Origin of the sequence: Treponema putidum (assembly GCF_024401155.1) — a bacterium.
GTDB classification, from domain to species: Bacteria; Spirochaetota; Spirochaetia; order Treponematales; family Treponemataceae; genus Treponema_B; species Treponema_B putidum.
In genome coordinates this window covers 2,503,539-2,522,818 of the sequence record NZ_CP038804.1, presented here as the reverse complement: position 1 = coordinate 2,522,818, position 19,280 = coordinate 2,503,539, and the positions used below count along the sequence as shown (strand labels likewise).

Annotated in this window: 16 protein-coding genes; 8 read left to right on the top strand and 8 right to left on the bottom strand. The window is 33.3% G+C overall.

The window, feature by feature from the left end:
* Window positions 1–39 precede the first annotated feature (39 nt).
* Window positions 40–480 carry a helix-turn-helix domain-containing protein gene (locus tag E4N74_RS11670; RefSeq protein WP_044978324.1) on the top strand — a complete coding sequence of 147 codons (441 nt, stop codon included), beginning with the start codon at window positions 40–42 and terminating at the stop codon, window positions 478–480.
* A gap of 666 nt (window positions 481–1,146) precedes the next feature.
* Here the strand turns inward: E4N74_RS11670 and csn2 are convergent.
* Genes csn2 through cas9 form a run of 4 tightly spaced genes read right to left on the bottom strand, consistent with a single transcriptional unit; the run spans window position 1,147 to window position 7,184 of the window.
* Complete coding sequence (csn2, locus tag E4N74_RS11665) at window positions 1,147–1,812, bottom strand: type II-A CRISPR-associated protein Csn2 (RefSeq protein ID WP_255817868.1); 666 nt, start codon at window positions 1,810–1,812, stop codon at window positions 1,147–1,149.
* Window positions 1,812–2,123, bottom strand: coding sequence for a CRISPR-associated endonuclease Cas2 (gene cas2, locus E4N74_RS11660; protein ID WP_255817866.1), 312 nt, complete (start codon window positions 2,121–2,123; stop codon window positions 1,812–1,814). Before cas2 ends, csn2 begins: the two co-directional genes overlap by 1 nt.
* 4 nt (window positions 2,124–2,127) lie before the next feature.
* Window positions 2,128–3,000, bottom strand: a complete 873-nt coding sequence (gene cas1, locus E4N74_RS11655) for a type II CRISPR-associated endonuclease Cas1 (protein WP_044978321.1) — start codon at window positions 2,998–3,000, stop codon at window positions 2,128–2,130.
* Window positions 2,997–7,184: a type II CRISPR RNA-guided endonuclease Cas9 gene (gene cas9, locus E4N74_RS11650; RefSeq protein WP_255817865.1), complete on the bottom strand. Its 4,188-nt coding sequence runs from the start codon at window positions 7,182–7,184 to the stop codon at window positions 2,997–2,999. Before cas9 ends, cas1 begins: the two co-directional genes overlap by 4 nt.
* Window positions 7,185–7,498: 314 nt before the next feature.
* Here cas9 and recQ point away from each other — a divergent pair, with 314 nt between their 5' ends.
* From recQ to E4N74_RS11625, 5 genes are read left to right on the top strand one after another with little or no spacing between them, the layout of a single operon-like run.
* Window positions 7,499–9,373: a DNA helicase RecQ gene (recQ, locus tag E4N74_RS11645; RefSeq protein WP_044978319.1), complete on the top strand. Its 1,875-nt coding sequence runs from the start codon at window positions 7,499–7,501 to the stop codon at window positions 9,371–9,373.
* A gap of 23 nt (window positions 9,374–9,396) precedes the next feature.
* Window positions 9,397–10,878, top strand: coding sequence for a DUF1538 domain-containing protein (locus E4N74_RS11640; protein ID WP_044978318.1), 1,482 nt, complete (start codon window positions 9,397–9,399; stop codon window positions 10,876–10,878).
* Window positions 10,875–11,519 (top strand): P-II family nitrogen regulator, encoded by a 645-nt coding sequence (locus E4N74_RS11635; protein WP_044978317.1) that lies wholly within the window; start codon window positions 10,875–10,877, stop codon window positions 11,517–11,519. Before E4N74_RS11640 ends, E4N74_RS11635 begins: the two co-directional genes overlap by 4 nt.
* Before the next feature lie 9 nt (window positions 11,520–11,528).
* Window positions 11,529–12,848, top strand: a complete 1,320-nt coding sequence (locus tag E4N74_RS11630) for a hemolysin family protein (RefSeq protein WP_255817854.1) — start codon at window positions 11,529–11,531, stop codon at window positions 12,846–12,848.
* On the top strand, window positions 12,845–14,143 hold the full coding sequence (locus E4N74_RS11625; protein ID WP_255805378.1) for a hemolysin family protein: 1,299 nt from the start codon (window positions 12,845–12,847) through the stop codon (window positions 14,141–14,143). The genes E4N74_RS11630 and E4N74_RS11625 overlap by 4 nt, the downstream gene beginning before the upstream one ends.
* Here the strand turns inward: E4N74_RS11625 and E4N74_RS11620 are convergent.
* Window positions 14,106–15,104, bottom strand: coding sequence for an AAA family ATPase (locus E4N74_RS11620; RefSeq protein ID WP_255805377.1), 999 nt, complete (start codon window positions 15,102–15,104; stop codon window positions 14,106–14,108). The two genes, E4N74_RS11625 and E4N74_RS11620, sit on opposite strands and share 38 nt — an antisense overlap.
* A 58-nt stretch (window positions 15,105–15,162) precedes the next feature.
* Window positions 15,163–16,935, bottom strand: a complete 1,773-nt coding sequence (locus tag E4N74_RS11615; RefSeq protein WP_255817852.1) for an ABC transporter ATP-binding protein — start codon at window positions 16,933–16,935, stop codon at window positions 15,163–15,165.
* Window positions 16,936–17,115: 180 nt separating this feature from the next.
* Here E4N74_RS11615 and vapB point away from each other — a divergent pair, with 180 nt between their 5' ends.
* Window positions 17,116–17,346, top strand: coding sequence for a type II toxin-antitoxin system antitoxin VapB (vapB, locus tag E4N74_RS11610; protein ID WP_002692300.1), 231 nt, complete (start codon window positions 17,116–17,118; stop codon window positions 17,344–17,346).
* Entirely contained in the window at window positions 17,346–17,741 is a 396-nt protein-coding gene (vapC, locus tag E4N74_RS11605) for a type II toxin-antitoxin system tRNA(fMet)-specific endonuclease VapC (RefSeq protein WP_255817850.1), read from the top strand. Before vapB ends, vapC begins: the two co-directional genes overlap by 1 nt.
* Before the next feature lie 80 nt (window positions 17,742–17,821).
* On the opposite strand, the gene E4N74_RS11600 is transcribed toward vapC, so the two are convergent.
* Together E4N74_RS11600 and E4N74_RS11595 are read right to left on the bottom strand one after the other, a co-directional pair.
* Window positions 17,822–18,574 (bottom strand): hypothetical protein, encoded by a 753-nt coding sequence (locus E4N74_RS11600; protein WP_255817848.1) that lies wholly within the window; start codon window positions 18,572–18,574, stop codon window positions 17,822–17,824.
* A gap of 10 nt (window positions 18,575–18,584) precedes the next feature.
* Complete coding sequence (locus E4N74_RS11595; RefSeq protein ID WP_255817846.1) at window positions 18,585–19,277, bottom strand: potassium channel family protein; 693 nt, start codon at window positions 19,275–19,277, stop codon at window positions 18,585–18,587.
* Window positions 19,278–19,280: the final 3 nt, after the last annotated feature.

Here is a 19,280-nt window from a genome sequence, read left to right as displayed (position 1 = left end):
ATATTATTGTAAAATCAAAATAGGACTAGGAGAAAAAATTTGGAAAAACTATATACAATGAATCAGATAGCCGAGATGCTCGAACTCAGTGTAAGGACAATTCAAAATTATTTAAAGGAAGGAAAACTGACGGGGAAAAAAATAGGTTCTCAGTGGCGTTTTACAGAAAAAGACCTTAAACGGCTTTTTTCGGACGAAAGTTTTATTGATGAAAAAAATATTGATGAAAACCATAGATTACAAAAATTTTTAAAAAAAGATTCTATTGAAACGCCTGAAATCTTTTCAATCCTGCATTATCCGTATAAGAAAGATTTTAAACTAAAAGAATTAATGAAAAAAATAAATGAAAATATTGAGAAAGCAAATAAATGCCAATTTTATTTTGCCTCAACAGCAAATACTTTTAAATTTTTTTTGGAAGGGGATATTGAATCGGTTATCAACTTACAAAAAATAATAGATGAAAATTTTAACTAAAAAAGAAGTTTTTATGAAACCGGAAGCGATTACCGTTTTATGTTTTTTAATTCATCATTTAATAAAACTATGTTTCCATTATTTACTATAAATGCTCCCATAAAAAGTCAATAAACAAAATCGACTTTCTTAAAAAAAATTAAAATATATGGCAGATAAAGTTAAACTGCAAGATACATACGGTTGTATGTTCCTTTCATTCTTTCACAGTCAGAATCTTCTTAAATTACACTACTCTCAAACTTATCATAGCCCTCATTGCAGTGCTTGAGCGTTTGAGATCCATCTTAAATTACACTTCTCTCAAACAGGCGCTTTTGGTTTTGTAAGTTTTTTAACGTTTGAGATCCATCTTAAATTACACTACTCTCAAACGACATTCTTATTTATGTGGTTCATCGCCTCGTTTGAGATCCATCTTAAATTACACTACTCTCAAACCCGTGTTAATCGGGGCTGTGCCGTTGCAATGTTTGAGATCCATCTTAAATTACACTACTCTCAAACCCGCAATTCCAACCCGATAAATATTCCAAAGTTTGAGATCCATCTTAAATTACACTACTCTCAAACATCAGATATGGTGTAGGTGAGAGCCTATCACGCTATGGATAGCGGTAGTTTAAGATGATTACTTTTTAATATTAACATGCAAATAATTTCTTGTCAATATATTTCGCAAAGATCATTATCAATAATATATGATTTTTCACAATCTTCTTTTATAGATGTGTATGTTCCCTCGATTAAAAATAGATTCGTTTTTATATATCGGGCAAATTTATATAACTCGGATAAGTCTTTGAAATTTAAAAACTGCTTTAGATTTATAAAAATAAAGCATCTTATTTGATTTAGTTCCACAGAGGCACTTATATAATCTATAAGTTTTTCAAGTAAATTTTTATTTTCTGTTTCAAAAGAGATATTAACAGATTTAAATATGCTGATCAAATCAAGTTCTTCACTCCGTTTTAGAGGTACATCCAAAGAAAGAAGTATATCGTCTATATGTTTTAATATTTCGCTTTTTATTGTGCATGTTTTTATATAATTATATTCGTCGGAAATACTTTGTTTTAAAATTGAATAAATTTTATTTAAATTTTGTTTATTATTTATATTGATATTTATCGGATTAAGTATCATTTCACATATTTTTGGTATAGAAAGTTCTTTATTATCTTCTGATAATATGAATTTGCCTTCATAACCTGAATATTGACTAAAAAGCTCCGATACAAATTCGGTAAAAAAAGTTTCATTTTCTATCGTTAAAACATTAACCGTATTTTCTGAAAAAATGATTTGGTTTTCAATATCAGGATACACTAATTTCGTAGGACAACAAGCCTTTCATCAGTATTTAGATATTCCGTTTTAGACTCTCCAATAATGATTTCCATTCTTGCATATTGTTTTTCAGTAACGGTTAATACTTCAACCAAACCTTCGGGAGGTTTATTATTCTCTATACTTTTTACAATAGAGTCTCTATTTGTAAGATTTAAAACCAATTTTGAATAAACCGACTTTTGCTGCATAATAAAGCCTGATTTAATTAGGTATTTTCTAAAAACCGAATAATTATGTCTATTTTCAGGTGTTATTACGGGTAAATCAAAAAAAACGATAACTCTCATAAATCTATAACTCATTGCGGTAAAATTTAATTTGTGAAATATCCTTTTCATTTAGAGCATCAAAAATACTGTGTACAAAAATTTCTATAGCTTTATTTAGATAATGCTCTTTATTATTTATAAACACTTTTTTGTTCATAACATCCACCATTCTTAGTTTTTCTTCATGTTCAAATTTTTGAGGATTAAGTTTGAAAACTTCTGCATCGACCAATGGTCTAAAAGGTTCCATAAGATCTGAACCTAGGTTAAAAGGATTAAACATATTATCATGAAAAATTCCTAGTTGTGTAATATAACCGTTTGCTGTTATTTCACGATTAAATGCAGAAAGTAAGATGCTATATCCGTAATTTAAAGCTGCATTTATAGGAATATCCAAACTTCTGGAAAATCCTGCCCCAAAAAGTGCTGCAAAATATACTTTTGCAGCATGGGCTTCCTTATTTGTTTTATCGTTAATGTCTATATTTATAATATACTCAGCCAGTAAATTTGCTTGCGGAAGATTCAGTTTTTCTAAGAGGTATTTTTGCTGCCTTATTTTTTCCGTTACGACCTCAGTCCATACAAGCTGTTTGATATTCTTATCCCATTTTATTTGAAGTCTGATTTTTTCACTTGTATCATGGCTGCCGTAATATCCTATCAATTCAGAAGCCGGATTCCGTTTTTCGTCACAAAAAATTATTTTAACCTTTTGTTTTATAAGCTCGTTTAATAAGGCTGCAGTTATAGAAACCGCTGTTGTTTCAATGATTAAAACTGAAATTTCTTCTATAAAAACTTTGTGGGTTTTCTCACCTCTAACTACGAGATGATTTAAGTGTAAATCCAGCTTTGCCCTATTTGAAATAACAACGGTTCTCCAACTCATATCTTTAACAAATCAATCCTTTTTTCAAAAATGCCTGTTATTGATTGGTAAATTAAAATGCAGCTATCAAGGTTTGAGATTTTTTTTCCTAATGTTGTGACCCCGGCCGCAGATTTACCTTTGATTAATCCTAAATCTATTACCTCTCTAGTAGTACAAAACAATTTTAGAATTTCCAGCATAACTCTAATTTGATCTTCAGGCTTTAAATTTATAAACTCATATCTTCCTTTGATTAACATATCAAGAGTTGTAGAATTCGGCCTTTTACTATAAATAGTATCCTTATGTTTTATTAAAAGCATATCATAGATTTCTAAATTCTTCTTTTGAAGAAGGTCATAAAACTCCTTTTCTCCTATTTCATCATTTTTTGTCTTTTTGCATAAATTTTCTTTGATATAAGATCTAAAGGATAAGTCTTCATAAGGAGAAATTGTTTTTCCCATCTTCTCCCTTTGACTTCTTATTTCATTGAATCTTATAATTTTTTTAAAATAAAGAACTTCATCATTTGAACAGCAAAATTGAACAGCAGGTCTTAGAACAAAGGAAGCTCCTGTTTTTCCTGTTATGTGGCAAGGGAAGCCGTTAATTTTTAAGAGGGAGTTGATTTTTATTTTGGGAACTAAAATCTTAATTTCTTTTTTTCCTAGTTGGTCTATTAAGTAACCCTTTAATCCATCTTGACTTTTTTGAATGTCCTTTTCCAAATATAGAGGGATAGTTTCTAAGCTTCGTATCTTATTTCCTTTTTCTTCATATTCTATAAAAGTATAATATGCAGCAGAAACTTTATTATAGCCCCCATATTTTGAAATATTAGAAAAAGGACATTCTTTTTTTAGAGGATGTTGGCCCAATCCTTTTTTCATAATGGTTTGATTAAAGAGTTCTCCCTTTTTGCAGGCAGCTTGGCGTGTATAAATAGGGGTATTCCTTTTAAGCATAGTCTTCACAGTAATAATTGTTTTTTCTTTTTCCCATACTGTAATATTATTTCTTTTTACATCATAATCAAAAACCTTATAATAATTGTACGTATCGGCAATTTTAGGATTATCTCTTTTTTCTTTTATAAAATTCCAAGGATTATTTGTAAATTTAGTATTATAAACATTTCCGACAACAATATTTAAATATGCGTCATGTGCATGATGAAAATCGTTTATTTCTCTGCATTTTATAATATCAAATTTATTTCTAAACATTGATACGGTTTCAGCCTTAGAGTAAACGATATTTGTTTCAGGAAATATTTTTTCTAATACTTTTGCAGCAACCTTTGTTGCCTGTCTTGTTTCTACAAGTTGCCGGGCAATGAATTTTGCCGTTTCGTCATCCGAGATTGGAATTGTTCTTGTTAACCTATTCAATTTTTCAAGGCTTATAAAGTTATTTCTTTGTAAAAAATTCCAAAAACCCCTTTGTTTCAATTGAATTTCAGACCTCAAAGGATATTTATCTTCCTTATTTTTATTGCAACTGCTGCATACTAAAACCCGATTACTTATGCTGTCATCTTTAATCTTGGATTGAGGATAAATATGATCTATATCATAGTTGCTTGTGTCAAATACATGGCCTATTTCAATCGGTTTGCCGCAATACATGCACTTTCCAAGCTGCGTGTAATAAAGATAAAGTTTGTCGCTCCGAAGCCTTAAATTATCTTCATTTTCTATTTTACCTGAAAGATCTTTTATCTCAGAACTAAAAGCATCCGCATCATTTTTACAGTTATTGTATAAGTCCTGTAAAATTTTTAATCTTGTCTTAGTCCTCGCTGGTTCAAGCTCTGCACCCTTTGCCATTTCTATGAATATTTTTTTTGGAGGGTTTTGGGTAATACGCGATATTTCTTTTACAAGCTTTAGAGTCTGCCACAACATTTTCTTTACCGATGGTGATAAAAACAAAGGTTTAACCAAGCCGTCATATGAAAATTGTTTTTCAGCATCTTCAAATCCCGAATTTATCTTTTTAATATTTTCAGTAAATTTAAATTCACTGCTAAGCAGCTCCATTAAATTATTTTGAGTTTCCCGCATTGCAGTTATTATATTTACCGGTTCGCTAAAACCCGGCATTTCTGATGTGACGGTTTCAAGGAATTTGCGTGATAATCGGCCCCAACCTGAAAATTTAAGATTTAGAATTTTTTTGATCTGTTCATCAGAACAATATTTTCCATATTCGGCTTTTATTTTTGTTTTAAGTATTGTTTTACCTTCTCCTTCATCATAGATAGCAGCCCATCGTATAATTTCTTCAAGCATATTCTTTGTAGAAATTTCGTCTACTTGCTTTCCGAATATGTTTTTAAGTTCTATATATGATTTTAACGAAGATGTACATTCTTTATCGATACCTAGAATAATTACTTCATCCGTTTTATTGCAAACACCTTCGTGTTTGATAAAAGTTGAAATCTGTTTTTGTGTAACTTTTTTATATTTTTTAAATAACTCTTTGTATATTTTTTGTTTTAGTTTAATATCGCAGATATTTTTTCCGTCAATAATAATCTGTAAATTGTTTATTTCATTTAAAACTGTATATTCGGAATATAAAAGAGAATTTTTAGGTAAAACAGATTCTCCTATTAAATATGTGCAAAAATTGGTTCTGCTTGTAATAAAGGCTTCAGCTGTTTTTTCCTTATCGATATGATCAAAAAAATTCCATGGAGTTATCTTCTCTTGAGGAGCATTTTCTTTTTTTATTACCCATGACCTATCAGGAAAATACTGTTTATGAGAAGTATTTATAGGCCCTATATAATACGGAATTTTAAATGTTAAAAGCATTATAATCTTTTCACTGTGAGATAAACCGTTTTCATCTTTTTGTTTTAAAAAAGAAAAAAACTTTTCCGCATTGGTTAATATCTTTTCTAATTCTATTTTGCGTAATTGATAAGGAATTTCTGCATTGTTTTTGGAAATTTGTTTCGGCAGAAAGGTTCCTATTTCAATTTCTGTTAATATTCCGTTTACTTCAGGCACATCACTTCTTTTTAAAAGAATATCTTTTAAAAACTTATAAAAATCTTCTTGACTTGCAGTTTTATTTATAACCTTTTTTTTACTTCCGCTTTTACACACACCTAGATATCTTGAATAATTACAGTTATTATTTTCAGATTGTTTATATCCGAATATATTTCGATATTCTATAGGAAAATATTTTTTTACAACTTCTTTTAGTTTAGTCAAATCATTTTTATGCTTTTCATATATTCTTACCTTTGCAAAAGAAAGATACTGTTCATCTCCTATTACTTTGGAAAGAACCGAGCAATTATATACAGCCTTTGCTTTTAACAAAAGCTCAAAAGAATCTCCTAAAACGGAAGCAAGTTCATCGCTTAAAGCATCAAAATCGTCTTTAGAAAAAGATATGCTATTTTTCTCTGCATCCTTTAAATCGGGATTATCATAAAGATCGGCAAAGTTTGCCTTGTTACCGGATATTAAATTAGTAAGAGCTTTTTTTTGCTTGTCGGAAGATTTCAGCCCTAAAAGCTTATTTAGCCGATTTTGTTTATCGGAATTTTTTAAAGAGCTATCCTTTAAAATCTCTTTTATTTTTTTGCTATCGGCATCAATATCGAGTTCCATATCCTCACGCAGATACTCAAAAAGAGCTTGTACAGAGGTATCAAATTGATTTTCAGAATCAAAGTCACCTTCAAATAAAAAATGTCCTCGTTTTTTTATAATATTATGACAGGCTAAATATAATAATCGTGGATCCGGCTTTACCTTGTTTTCAATCCAAGCCTTTATCAGATGGTTTATGGTAGGATAGGCTTTATGGTATGTTTTATCGGTAAAATCTCTATCATTAAAAAGAGTGTTTTCTTGTAATATAGTCTTGTCTTCTGCATAGAAAGGGCTTTCCTCCATTCTTTGGAAAAAATCTTCATCTATTTTTGCAATTTCTTGGGAAAAAAGTTCTTGAAGCAGCTTTATCCTTTTTCTCCTCCTTTCAATGCGGCGGCGCGCCCCCCGAAATAGCCTGCGTTTTTCAGCAGTTTCCGCCGTCTCAAAACACCTCATTCCCCAAAGGTCTTTATGATTAGCCTTTAAGAGTTTATAGTCAGTATCAGTAACTGCCCAACCCACCGATCCGGTTCCTACATCCAATCCGAGAAAATAATCCTTAATTTCTTTTTTCATACCTTGACCATCCTTTTAAAAGGTATTATAATAGAGACATATATACTTAAGATCCATCTTAAGTTACACTACGAGTTCAAATAAGAATTTATCAAAATCGTCCCTTTTTGGGACTGCTCATTGTGGAGCATCAAGGCTTAACATCGTTAAGCCTTTTTTTATTGATTACTCAAAATTATAACTTATTTTTTCATAGCTGTCCAGAATTTATATTGAATTAATTTGAGCATCCGGATAGTACACTATCTACTTCCCATAACTGTTCGCTTGATGCTTGCTTAATTTGCCGTTTTAGGGTATAATAACAGCCATATATGACGCACGGATCAAAAGGTTCTGACAATAAAAAAATACTCACCTCACCCGAAAGCATTTTAAAGCAAGTCTTCGGGTATGATGAATTCAGACCGTTTCAAAAGGAAATAATAGATAGCCTTCTACAAAAAAAAGATGTTCTGGCAGTAATGCCTACAGGCGGGGGAAAATCTCTATGCTATCAGATTCCGGCTCTCATTTTTGAAGGGGTAACCATAGTAGTTTCGCCCCTTATCTCTCTCATGCATGACCAAATTTGCGGTTTGGAAACTATCGGCGTCGAAGCGGTTGCCTTAAACAGCTCTTTGGATTGGGAAAAATATACCGATAACATACGCCGCATTAAAAACGGAGAGGTAAAAATCCTCTATGCTGCTCCTGAGACTCTGGTCAGTGAACGATGCAAAGAGCTTCTTTCTTCAATAAAAGTGGATTGTCTTACGATAGATGAGGCTCACTGCATTTCGGAATGGGGTCATGATTTTAGGCCGGAATACAGGCAACTGGCTGAAATACGCAAACTCTTAAAAGAATCGGTCTGTCTTGCCATAACGGCAACAGCAACTGAAAAAGTACGCTCTGACATAAAAAAAATGCTAAAGCTCAAAACGCCGAAGGAATTTATTGCCGGTTTTAACCGCAAAAATATTTTCTTGGAAGTTAAAGAAAAACAAAAGCCCTTTGAACAAGCCTCAGAGTTTCTAAAAGAACATAAGGGAGAAAGCGGAATTATTTACTGTTTTTCCCGTAAACAGGCAGATACCCTGTCGGTGCAATTATCTGTTTTAGGGTATAATGCAAAGCCCTACCATGCAGGCCTATCCGATGAGCTCAGGCAAAAAACGCAAAACGATTTTATCAATGATGATATTGAAATAATTGTAGCAACCGTGGCCTTTGGGATGGGAATAAATAAACCCAATGTAAGGTTTGTTATTCATTTTGATTTGCCCAAAAGCATTGAACAATATTATCAGGAAATAGGCAGAGCAGGCCGAGATGGAAATCCGGCTCATGCTCTTTTGCTTTTTTCCGCTGCCGACATTTTTAAACTTAAATTCTTGATGCAGGATAAATCTCCTGACGAGGTCAAAAAGGCTGAAGCAATGCTTTCCGCTATCAGTAATTATGCCCAAGCAAATAGCTGCCGGCGCAGAATGCTTTTAAAATATTTCGGAGAAAATATTTCTGAAGAAAAATTAAAAGAAATACAGGGCGATGCACCTTGCTGTGATTTTTGCTCACGCGAAAAAATAGAAAAAATCGACCTAACCGTCCCTGTTCAGAAATTTTTATCCTGTGTAGTCAGAACAGGATGCCGATTCGGTGCCAGCTATATAATCGATGTTCTTTTAGGCTCAAAGCAAAAACGTATACTTGAAAACAAACACAATGACCTTTCAGTCTGGGGAATCGGCACGGAATTTAACCGAGAAGGCTGGTTTGCCCTTGTCCGTGTTTTATTGACCGAAGATTATCTTATAAAAGATGAAGACTACTCGGTATTGTCTCTTACTCAAAAAGCAAAAAAAGAACTTCAAGCCGGAACAAGTATTTTGCTCCCCTTTAATCACGGAAAAGAAAATTCCATAAAAAAGGAAGCAAAACAAAAGCCGAAACCTCAAATATCTGAAAGCAAATTAGATGCCAGCGGTGAGGCAATAGTCAATGCATTAAAACAAAAACGAAGAGAACTTGCAGAAGAAGCAAGGGTTCCGGCTTATATTATTTTTTCAGATAAAACCATCTTAGACTTAGGGCTTAAAAAACCGGCAACCATTGCAGAGCTGGATGGTGTTTTTGGAATAGGGAAAGCAAAAAAAGATAAATATGGAGAGCTGATTATCAAGCTTATTGCCTCTAATAAAAAATGATAAGGATATTAAGGTTTTAAAATATGAATATTCTAACAGATAAATTTAAAGAAGTCTTAATGTCGGTTTTACCGATTGTTATCTTGACTACTGTTCTTAATTTTGCATTTATTCATATCGATTATCAAGTCTTTATTAGATTTTTAATCGGAAGTGTATGCATAATATTAGGCCTTGCTTTATTTCTGTTTGGAATCGAAATTAGCGTTACAAAAATCGGTTTACAGATGGGAAAAGAAATTACAAAGCGGAATAAAATTTTTATTTTGATTTTAGGAGGCTTTGCCCTCGGCTTTTTAATTTCAATTGCAGAACCTGATTTACAGATTTTAGCAAGTCAGGTAAATACGGTAACAAAAAGCGGTATTCCGGCTTTAAGGCTCATTGTAGTCGTTTCTGTCGGTGTTGCAGCCTTTGTGGTTTTCGGTATATTGCGAACGGTATTCAATATTTCGCAAAAAATTGTTTTTGCAGTTTCATACGGCATTATATTTTTACTTGCATTATTTTCTTCGGCAGAGTTTATTTCAATTGCCTTCGATTCTTCCGGAACTACGACAGGTGCTATAACCGTTCCGTTTATTTTGGCCTTGGCTGCAGGTGTTTCCGAGATGAAAAAAGATTCGGCTGCTTCCGAGCGGGATGCTTTCGGTCTTGTAGGTATGGCATCTGCCGGAGCAATCTTAGCGGTATTGGCTTTAAGCGTATTAGGAAAAACAAAAGAAATATCCGCCGATGATTTTGTATTCAATTTAGATGTACATGCACAAATATTTTATCCCTTTGCTGAACATTTTTTACCGGTACTTTATGAATGTATTATGTCTCTTTTACCCTTGACCGTAATATTTTTAATTACAAACTTTATAAGCATTAAGTTGCGGGTCAAGGATTTAATTCCCATTATTAAAGGTCTTATAATTACATTGATAGGCTTATTTCTATTTATGTGGGGAGCAAAATCGGGCTTTTTAGATGTCGGAATAGCGATGGGAAGCCGATTGGGAGAAATAGGAACACGGCCTTTAATTCTTTTTATCGGAGCCCTGATAGGTATTGTTTCTATTTTGGCCGAACCTGCCGTATATGTTTTGACGGTACAAATAGAAAATGTAACAAGCGGCCATATTCCGCGCAAAATAGTTTTAATATTTTTATGTATAGGAGTCAGTTTTGCAGTAATGCTTTCTTTACTTAGAATTATAGAGCCGGCATTTCAGCTATGGCATATCTTACTTCCCGGATATATAGTTTCGCTTTTATTATCAATCATCGTTCCGGATCTTTTTGTAAGTATAGCCTTTGATGCCGGAGGCGTCGCGTCAGGTCCAATGACGGCAACATTTGTTTTATCCCTTGCACAGGGGCTTGCCGATTCTACGCCGACAGCGAATGTTTTAATAGACGGCTTTGGAATTATAGCCGCCGTAGCTTTAGCTCCTATTATTTCACTGCAAATTTTAGGATTGATATTTAAAATTAAAAGCGGAGGAGAGCAAAAATGAAAGATTTTTCCCTTCTGATTATTTTAGTACCTTTTGGGCGTGCACGTAAAATCGTAAGATATGCTAAAGACAAGGGTCTTACCGGCGCTACAATAATGATTGCCTTTGGTACGGTAAAAAGTAAACTTCTTGATTTTTTAGGAATTCAAGAAACAAGAAAAGAATTGATTTTAACGGCCGGACATGGAGATGTTTTAGACGGTCTTATGGATAATCTAAATAACAAATTCAATCTTACACGGAAGAATTTCGGTATAGCATTCCGTATGCCTTTAAGTTTTATTAATATTAAAAATGCCCTAGAAGAAAAACCCGTATTTAAAAGGGAGGAGGTAAAAACTATGAAATCTGCCATATTTACTATTGTTAATAGAGGAAAAGCCGGTGAAGTCGTTGATGCTTCGCTGGAAGCCGGAGCTCGAGGAGGAACAATAATTCATGCACGAGGTTCAGGCTTAAACCAAACAAAAGTTATCTTTGATATGGAAATCGAACCCGAAAAAGAAATCGTTTTAACTATTGTTGATGATGACAGGCTTGAAAAAGTTGTTGAAGCAATCAGAAAAAAATCTGATGTAGAAAAAGATGGGCATGGAATTCTTTTTGTTATTCCGATAAGCAAGGCTTATGGTATAAAATAGGTTTATAGGATGAACGAGCCCCCTCCGCAATGGCTGTATATTTTACTCTTAATTACTCTTCTTTTTTTATCGATGATATTTTCGTCGGGAGAAACAGCTTTTTTATCCGTAAATAAATTGAAGATAAAATATTTACGTGAAAAGAAAAATAAAAAAGCTGCCAGAGTCGAAAAAATTTTAAAAGATAAACAAAAATTTTTAACGACTTCTTTGATTGGCAATAGTCTTGTAAATATTTTAATATCGGTAATATTAACCGCTTTACTTGTAAAACTGGTAGGAGCAAAAGGTTTGAGTATTGCGGTAACAGCCGCAACAATTGCAATTTTAATCTTCGGTGAGATACTGCCTAAATCGATTGCTCTGGTTTTTTCGGAACCGCTGGCCTTAAAATTTTCAGGCTTTATTTTATTTTTAATTAAACTCCTTGCACCTATTGAATGGCTTTTTTTAGGCTTTACAAAATTCTTTTTAAAATTTTTAGGTGTAAAAAATTTTCAATCGAATGAAGCTTTAACCGATGAAGACTTAAAAGATTTTTTTGATGTACACCAAGAGCATGGAGATTTGCGTTCTGAAGAAAAAGCCGTCCTCGAAAAAATACTAAGCTACGGAGATATAACCGTAAAAAATATTATGACCCCGAGGCCCGATATAATAGGACTTACCTCTGATGTAAATCCTAAAGAAATTATAGAACTTTCTCATTCGTCAAGATTTTCAAGATTTCCTGTTTATAAAGAAGATATAGATGAAATTATCGGTATTTTTTATATTAAAGATTTTTTATTTTCAGAAGCTGCTGCAAAAGATTTTTTACAAGAATCAAAAGAGAAATTCGATATAAAAAAATATTTGCGTAAACCTGTCCTTGTTTTTGAAAACACCGAACTTTCAAAATTGCAGGAAATATTTAGAAAAGAAAAGCAGAATATGGTTGTGGTTATCGACGAGTATGGAGGAACTTTAGGTATTGCAACTCTTGAAGACTTAAATGAGGAGATATTCGGGAACATAGCCGATGAATACGATACCGATGATGCAGCTGCAGAGGAACCCAATCTTGATAATATAAATGATAAAGCAACTCAAAATCTTAGTCAAACCATTTTAGGCAGTATGAGGCTGAGCGATTTAAATGAAAATCTGGGAACTTCATTTTCTTCCGAATATTATGACACAATAGGCGGCTTGATTATGGAAAAATGCGGAGAGGTTCCGCAAATCGGTTCTACAATAAAAATAGAAAACTATAATTTTACGGTTATAAAAACCGAGGGGAACAGAATAAGCGAATTGCAGGTAAATATTGCAGGGGATGAAGAATGAAATTTGAATTAGCTTTAATAATAATAGAATTTATTGCTCTTCTTCTTTGTGCATTCTTTTTTTCTGCATCCGAAACGGCAGTTACTGCAATTACAAGAGCAGAATATAAGGCAATAAAAAAAAGCCGGACAAAAAAGAATAAAACCCTTGCCTTTCTTATTGAAAGAAAAGATGAAATTGTAAGCGCAACTCTGATAGGCACCAATTTTGTAAATACTCTTTCTTCCGCTTTAATAACGGCTTTTGTTATAGATATGTACGGTCAGCAATATATTCCGGCTGCTACTGCTATTACAACGGTTCTTATAATTATCTTTGCTGAAATTTTACCCAAGGCCATAGCCGCTTATAATGCCGTAGAAATTACAAAAACATTTTTAGTACCCTTGTCGGCCGTAAGGTTTCTTTTAAAACCGCTTATCTTTATTTTTTCTCTTATGTCTAACTCTATCATTAAATTTGTTTCAAAAAGACAAAACAATCAAAGCTCTGAACTTTCCGAAGATTATTTGGAAACGCTCATAAATATAAGTTTGGCAGACGGGACTTTTCAAACGGGAGAGCATGAATTAATTAAAAGAGCGGTGAGGCTCCATGAATTAAAACTACAAAGCATAATGACAAAAAAAGAAGACATTGTCAGCCTCGATATAAATTCATCACTCGAAACTATGATAAGCATTTTTCGTAAAACAATGTTTTCCCGTCTTCCGGTTTACAAAGGAGAAAAAGATAAAATAATAGGAAGCGTTCATTATAAGGACATTTTATTTTATAAAAGCCATAAAGCGGAAACGGATATAAATAAAATTATAAGAAAGGCTTTATTTATTCCAAAAACGGCAAATATTTTTTCAGCTATAAAAACGATGAGTAAAAATAAAAGGAATATGGCCTTTGTTATAGATGAATACGGTTCTGCTGCGGGGCTTATAACGATTGATGATATAAGCACGGCTATTTTCGGTTCCATTCAAGATGAATATACTAAAACAAAAACAAATCCCTTAAACGGAATGAAAATTGTTGACGGTACGCATATCCTAATTCCGGGAGGAGTTCCCATAGTTCAGCTTAATAGAATTTTAAATACCGATTTTCATTCGGATTATAATGATACGATAGGCGGCCTTATTCTTGAAACGGCAGAATACCTTCCTAAAGAGGGGGAAAAAATTAATATCGGCGAGATTGAATTTAAAATAGAAAAGGTTGAGATGGGTAAAATTATTTTTCTTATTGCAGATGTTTCTAAAATTACGGCTGGGGAACAATTCCCAACAGCTTTTCGATAATATCATCAGCCGATAAATTGTCGGCGGCAGCTTCATAAGAAAGTTTTAATCTATGCCTAAGAGCGGCGTAGGCAACGGCTTTTACATCTTCAGGGATTACATAATCTCTTCCGTTAAATAGAGCTTTTATCTTTGCACACTTTTGAATAGCAATTCCGGCTCTTGGAGATGCCCCGTAAAGAATATAGCTTAAATAGTTTCCGTGAATATAGTCATCCTGCTTTACATTTTTTACGGGACGGGTAGCTGCAATAATTGAAACTATATAGCTTGTAATTTCGGGGAAACACTTAATTTGCTCTACAGCTTTTCGGAGAATCTCTAAGTTTTCCGGTGTCAAGATAGGCTCGCTTTGGCCAAGACTTGCTTTGTTTTCATTGGGCTTAAGGCTTGAAAAATTATTTACTATATTTATTTCTTCTTCAATTGAAGGGTATGGAACAAATAGCTTTAATAAAAAACGGTCAAGCTCTGCTTCGGGTAAGGGATAGGTTCCTTCCTGTTCAATAGGGTTTTGAGTTGCAAGCACAAAAAAAGGCACGGGCAAAGAATAAGAATTTTCCCCTATTGTAACCTGCCCTTCGGCCATGGCTTCCAAAAGTGCAGACTGTACCTTTGCAGGAGCTCTATTTATTTCATCGGCCAAAACAATATTTGCAAAAATTGGGCCCCTCCTTACGGAAAACTTACCGATACTTTGCTGATAAATCAAAGTTCCGATTAAATCGGCAGGAAGAAGGTCGGGTGTAAACTGAATTCTTTTAAAAATTACATTCGATAATTCTGCAAAGGTTTTTACTATGAGGGTTTTTGCAAGGCCGGGCACGCCTTCAAGGAGCACATGACCACCTGCAATATACGCAGTTAAAATTCCTTCGATAAGCTCTTGCTGACCCACAATCCGTTCTGCCATCTTTGCTTTAAAATGTTCTACTATTGTTTTATAGCTTGTATCGATCATAGTATCATTTTACGCCTTATGTTAAAATTTTGCAAGAGGTTGAAAGATTTGAGCCTTGTTAAGATTTTGTATAATACTTAGCCTGCAAGTTATAAAGCTCCTTGTATTTGCCTTCTTGATTTATAAGAGTTTCGTGATTCCCGTCTTGGACTATCTGTGCATTGTCGAATACAAGAGTCCTATCCGAAAATTTTGTAACCGCCATTCTATGCGAAATATAAAGAGAACACTTATCCGCAAAAAAAGAATCGAACTGCTCATAGATTTTATTTTCGGCTTTTGGGTCGAGGGCTGCGGTCGGCTCGTCTAAAATTACTATCGGGGCATTTTTATATGCGGCTCTGGCTATTGCAATTTTTTGGCCTTCTCCTCCCGATGGAGTAAAACCTGCACCATCAAAATCACGGTACACCAAAGTTTCCAACCCCTTATCCAATTTATCGGTAATTTCTTTTAAACCGGATGCCGAAACGATATTTTCCAATCGTTTTTTGTCTTCTTCGGTTTTATCATTGCCGAAGGTAATATTTTCTTTTATGCTGAAAGAAAAAATTTTAAAATCTTGGAAGACGGCGGCAAACCAAGTTTGATAGTGGTTATAGTCTATTTCTTTTATGTCGATATCGTTAATTAAAATTTTCCTTTCGGTAGGTTCATAAAGGCGCATTAAAAGTTTTACAAAAGTTGATTTACCTGCACCGTTTTCCCCGATGATTGCAATCCGTTCTTTGGAATTAAATTTCACGTTTACATTTTGTAAGGCAAATTTTTCACTTGTACCGTACTTAAAAGAAACATTTTGAAATTCGATGTCAAAGTTTTCAGATAAAATAGGCTTTCCGCCTTTTGTATTTTCCATAGACGGCATATTCATGTATTCTTTAAAAGCCGCAAAATAAGTGTTGAATTGCGAAAGCTGAACTACGGTTTTTATAATTTCGGATAGTATTGAAGCGAATGAACTTACTGCTGCAAGATACATTGTAAAATTTCCTACCGAAAGAGCGGAGTCTAATGTTTGCTTAATTACAAAAAAATAGCTTATGATTAATTGAACGGCAAAGGTAAAAGAATTAAAGGCGCCGCTTATAAAACGGGTATTGGCTATGTTATTATAAAATTTTCCGAGCACTTTAATTTGCTGATTGTATTTTTCTAAAAACCACGGAGCTAAATTATAAGTACGGATTTCTTTTCCGTATTGAAAATCTTCCATTTTTTTAGAATAGTAGCCGATACGCCTTTCCTGCACGGATTGTTCCATGCGGTATTTTATCCCATGTTTATTTGTTGTTGCAAAGACCAAAGAATTAAGAGCTACAATTATGATAACTGCAAGTACAAGCCATGGGCTTAAAATTGCGATAACGGAGATAAGACCTGCAAAAGTGAGCAGTTTACCGAATAAACCGACGGAGTCTTCTAAGATTACGGCAAATCCGTAACCGCCTGAATATGCATATTGTTCCGCCTTTTGCTTTAAGTTTAAGAATTCGGGAGTTTCGAGCCGTTCATAATCTACCTGCATTAATTTTTTTCCTATATCAGCTTGGAATCGCTGAAAGGAGATGCTTTTTAAAATAATTGTAGAACGGTTTAAAACGGCTGTTATAAGACTTATCGCAAATAAGGTTCCGGCATATATGAGTAAAAACTTAACAGCTTCTTCTTTATTTTGTGTTGTAAACAAAGCATCGATAATGAACTTAGGCAGCACCACCGTCATTACAGTTTTTACGGCATTTAAAATTTCTTTTAATAAAATGACAACAGGAAAACGCTTGTCAAGCCGCCAGCACATAGCAAAATAATACAAAGCACCCTTAAACATAAACACCCTCTTTTCTAAAAAATAATATATATAATATAATATTATAGATGATATAATATTGTCAAGTGGGATGTTCTATTTATTTTATAAATTAGGATTTATATTAATGACAAAATTTCTATTATAGTTTTCTTGACATAATATATACTATGATATATACTTATTTTAAGGGGGTGTAGTATGGAAACGGCAAAATTATTCCAAAACGGCAGGAGTCAAGCAGTTAGGCTGCCTAAAAAATATAATTTTTCGGGAACCGAGGTTTTTATCCGCAGAGCCGGAGAGTCCGTTATTTTATTCCCAAAAAACAGGGAATGGGAAACCTTTTTAGAAGGCTTAAACGGTTTTACCGACGATTTTATGGAGGAAGGAAGAAACCAGCCTGAATTACAGAATCGGAAAGGTTTATAATGTACCTATTGGATACAAATATCTGTATATTTCTTAAAAATAAAAAAAGTCCTAATGTACTTCACAAAATTAAAGAGAAGAAACACTTGGGAATTTACATTTCAAGTATTACTGTGGCAGAGTTACAGTTCGGCGTATACAATAGTAAATATATGGAAAGAAATAGAATATCATTAATAAAATTTTTAACACCTTTTTCTGTTTTAAATTTTGATGATAGAGATGCCGAGGAATTTGGAAAAATAAGGACCAGCCTAAAAAATGAAGGGAAAATTATAGGAGCCTATGATATGTTGATAGCGGCACAGGCACTAGCGAAAAATCTAATTCTTGTTACCGACAATACAAAAGAATTCTGCCGTATAAAAAACTTAACCATAGAAGATTGGAAATAATTTTTACTCGTTTATTCCTACAAATTAAATGATTGAGTTTTGCCGTCGGTAAAATTAGACGGGATTTATAAGTTGTAAATTTAAACTTTTTTAGGGCTTCCTAAAATTTTAAAAAATCCTTTTTTTGTTTGTTTTCCGGCATCTTTCTTTTTGGGAGGTATAAAATTATTTATAAATTTAGTTAAAGCCCCATGCTTAGATATGTCAACTAAAAAATATGCTATATCTCCTATCGTTGAAAAAACGGGTATTAAAATATTATCTCCTTGTTTTACGGGAAGATGACTTAGGGAAGCTTCTTTAAAAGCTTCCCTAATATCTATTTGCGGAATAATATCTGCAATATTTAAATCTTTGTTATAATCTATTTCGGTCTTAATTTTTTGGGAAACTTCTACTATTTCTCCATTGAGGTTGACAACTGCTACAGGGATATCTATCATATCAATTAAGCTTTTAATTAAGCCGTTAAGACTTGCAATTTTTAAACTCTTTTGAGCCGTTATTGTATTGGATGTACTAAGAGCATCTTGTAAAAAAAATCCTACAGTGCCTAATTTTGCAATTTTCTTTTCGGATAAAATTCCTCCGGCTTTTATAGTTTTCATTAAAGCTAAAAAATCTTTTTTCTTTTTTATTGCACCTATCATGATATTGATAATCATAATTATTTGCAAGCCTGAAAATATAAATCCCAAAAATAAAACAAGTTCGGAATCTCCTTTAAGAGGAATTTTCATACCTACACCGTATGCCCAAAAGGAAATTGTAATCATAAAAATGAATGATATGATTAAACTTATAAACAATAGTTTTTTTTCAATAAAAATCATATTTACTCCGCTACATATTTCTAAATTCTTCGAGCTTTATATTTGCACCTATCAAAAAAAGTTTATCTCCCTCTCTCAACTCAAGCTCATCTTCAGGATAATGCATAGTCTCTTGCTTGACAGGATTTCCCACCGAATCTATATCCAAGTCCATTCTGACAAGGGCAATCAAATTTATATTGAACTTTTCTTTTAAGGCAAGGGCTCCGACAGTTTTTCCAATAAAAAATTTCGGAACAATAATTTCCCTTATTGAAAAATCTTTTGTAACGGCAATTGAATCCATTACATCTGGAGAAATAAGCCGTCTCGCAATTCTTGTTGCAGCAGATATTTCAATGTTTAAAACTTCATTCGCTCCGACCCTTCTTAGAACGGTTGCATGGAGAGGCGAAACGGCACGGGATAAAACATAGGGAATGTCTCTTTGTTTTAAAAGAGTAGTAGTTAAAACACTTGCTTCTATGTTATTGCCGATAGCAACTATAGCAACCTCTACATCATCTAAAGGTGCTTTTAAAAGGGCTTCTTCATTTGTAGTTTCTACAAGCATTGCTGCCGGAACAATTTTTTTTATTCTTTCGACGGCTTGAATATCATGGTCAAAGGCTACAACCGAAGCACCTCCTTCTACGAGGACCTCACAAATTCTTGAACCGAATTCTCCCAAACCTATGACTGCAAAGTTTTTAGTTGTTTCCATATA

Coding starts and splice junctions, on each gene's coding strand:
- cas9 (WP_255817865.1), bottom strand. CDS start 7,184: ATGAAAAAAGAAATTAAGGATTATTTTCTCGGATTGGATGTAGGAACC.
- E4N74_RS11600 (WP_255817848.1), bottom strand. CDS start 18,574: ATGATTTTTATTGAAAAAAAACTATTGTTTATAAGTTTAATCATATCA.
- E4N74_RS11630 (WP_255817854.1), top strand. CDS start 11,529: ATGAACGAGCCCCCTCCGCAATGGCTGTATATTTTACTCTTAATTACT.
- E4N74_RS11620 (WP_255805377.1), bottom strand. CDS start 15,104: ATGATCGATACAAGCTATAAAACAATAGTAGAACATTTTAAAGCAAAG.
- E4N74_RS11640 (WP_044978318.1), top strand. CDS start 9,397: ATGAATATTCTAACAGATAAATTTAAAGAAGTCTTAATGTCGGTTTTA.
- vapB (WP_002692300.1), top strand. CDS start 17,116: ATGGAAACGGCAAAATTATTCCAAAACGGCAGGAGTCAAGCAGTTAGG.
- E4N74_RS11635 (WP_044978317.1), top strand. CDS start 10,875: ATGAAAGATTTTTCCCTTCTGATTATTTTAGTACCTTTTGGGCGTGCA.
- vapC (WP_255817850.1), top strand. CDS start 17,346: ATGTACCTATTGGATACAAATATCTGTATATTTCTTAAAAATAAAAAA.
- E4N74_RS11625 (WP_255805378.1), top strand. CDS start 12,845: ATGAAATTTGAATTAGCTTTAATAATAATAGAATTTATTGCTCTTCTT.
- E4N74_RS11595 (WP_255817846.1), bottom strand. CDS start 19,277: ATGGAAACAACTAAAAACTTTGCAGTCATAGGTTTGGGAGAATTCGGT.
- E4N74_RS11615 (WP_255817852.1), bottom strand. CDS start 16,935: ATGTTTAAGGGTGCTTTGTATTATTTTGCTATGTGCTGGCGGCTTGAC.
- recQ (WP_044978319.1), top strand. CDS start 7,499: ATGACGCACGGATCAAAAGGTTCTGACAATAAAAAAATACTCACCTCA.
- cas2 (WP_255817866.1), bottom strand. CDS start 2,123: ATGAGAGTTATCGTTTTTTTTGATTTACCCGTAATAACACCTGAAAAT.
- cas1 (WP_044978321.1), bottom strand. CDS start 3,000: ATGAGTTGGAGAACCGTTGTTATTTCAAATAGGGCAAAGCTGGATTTA.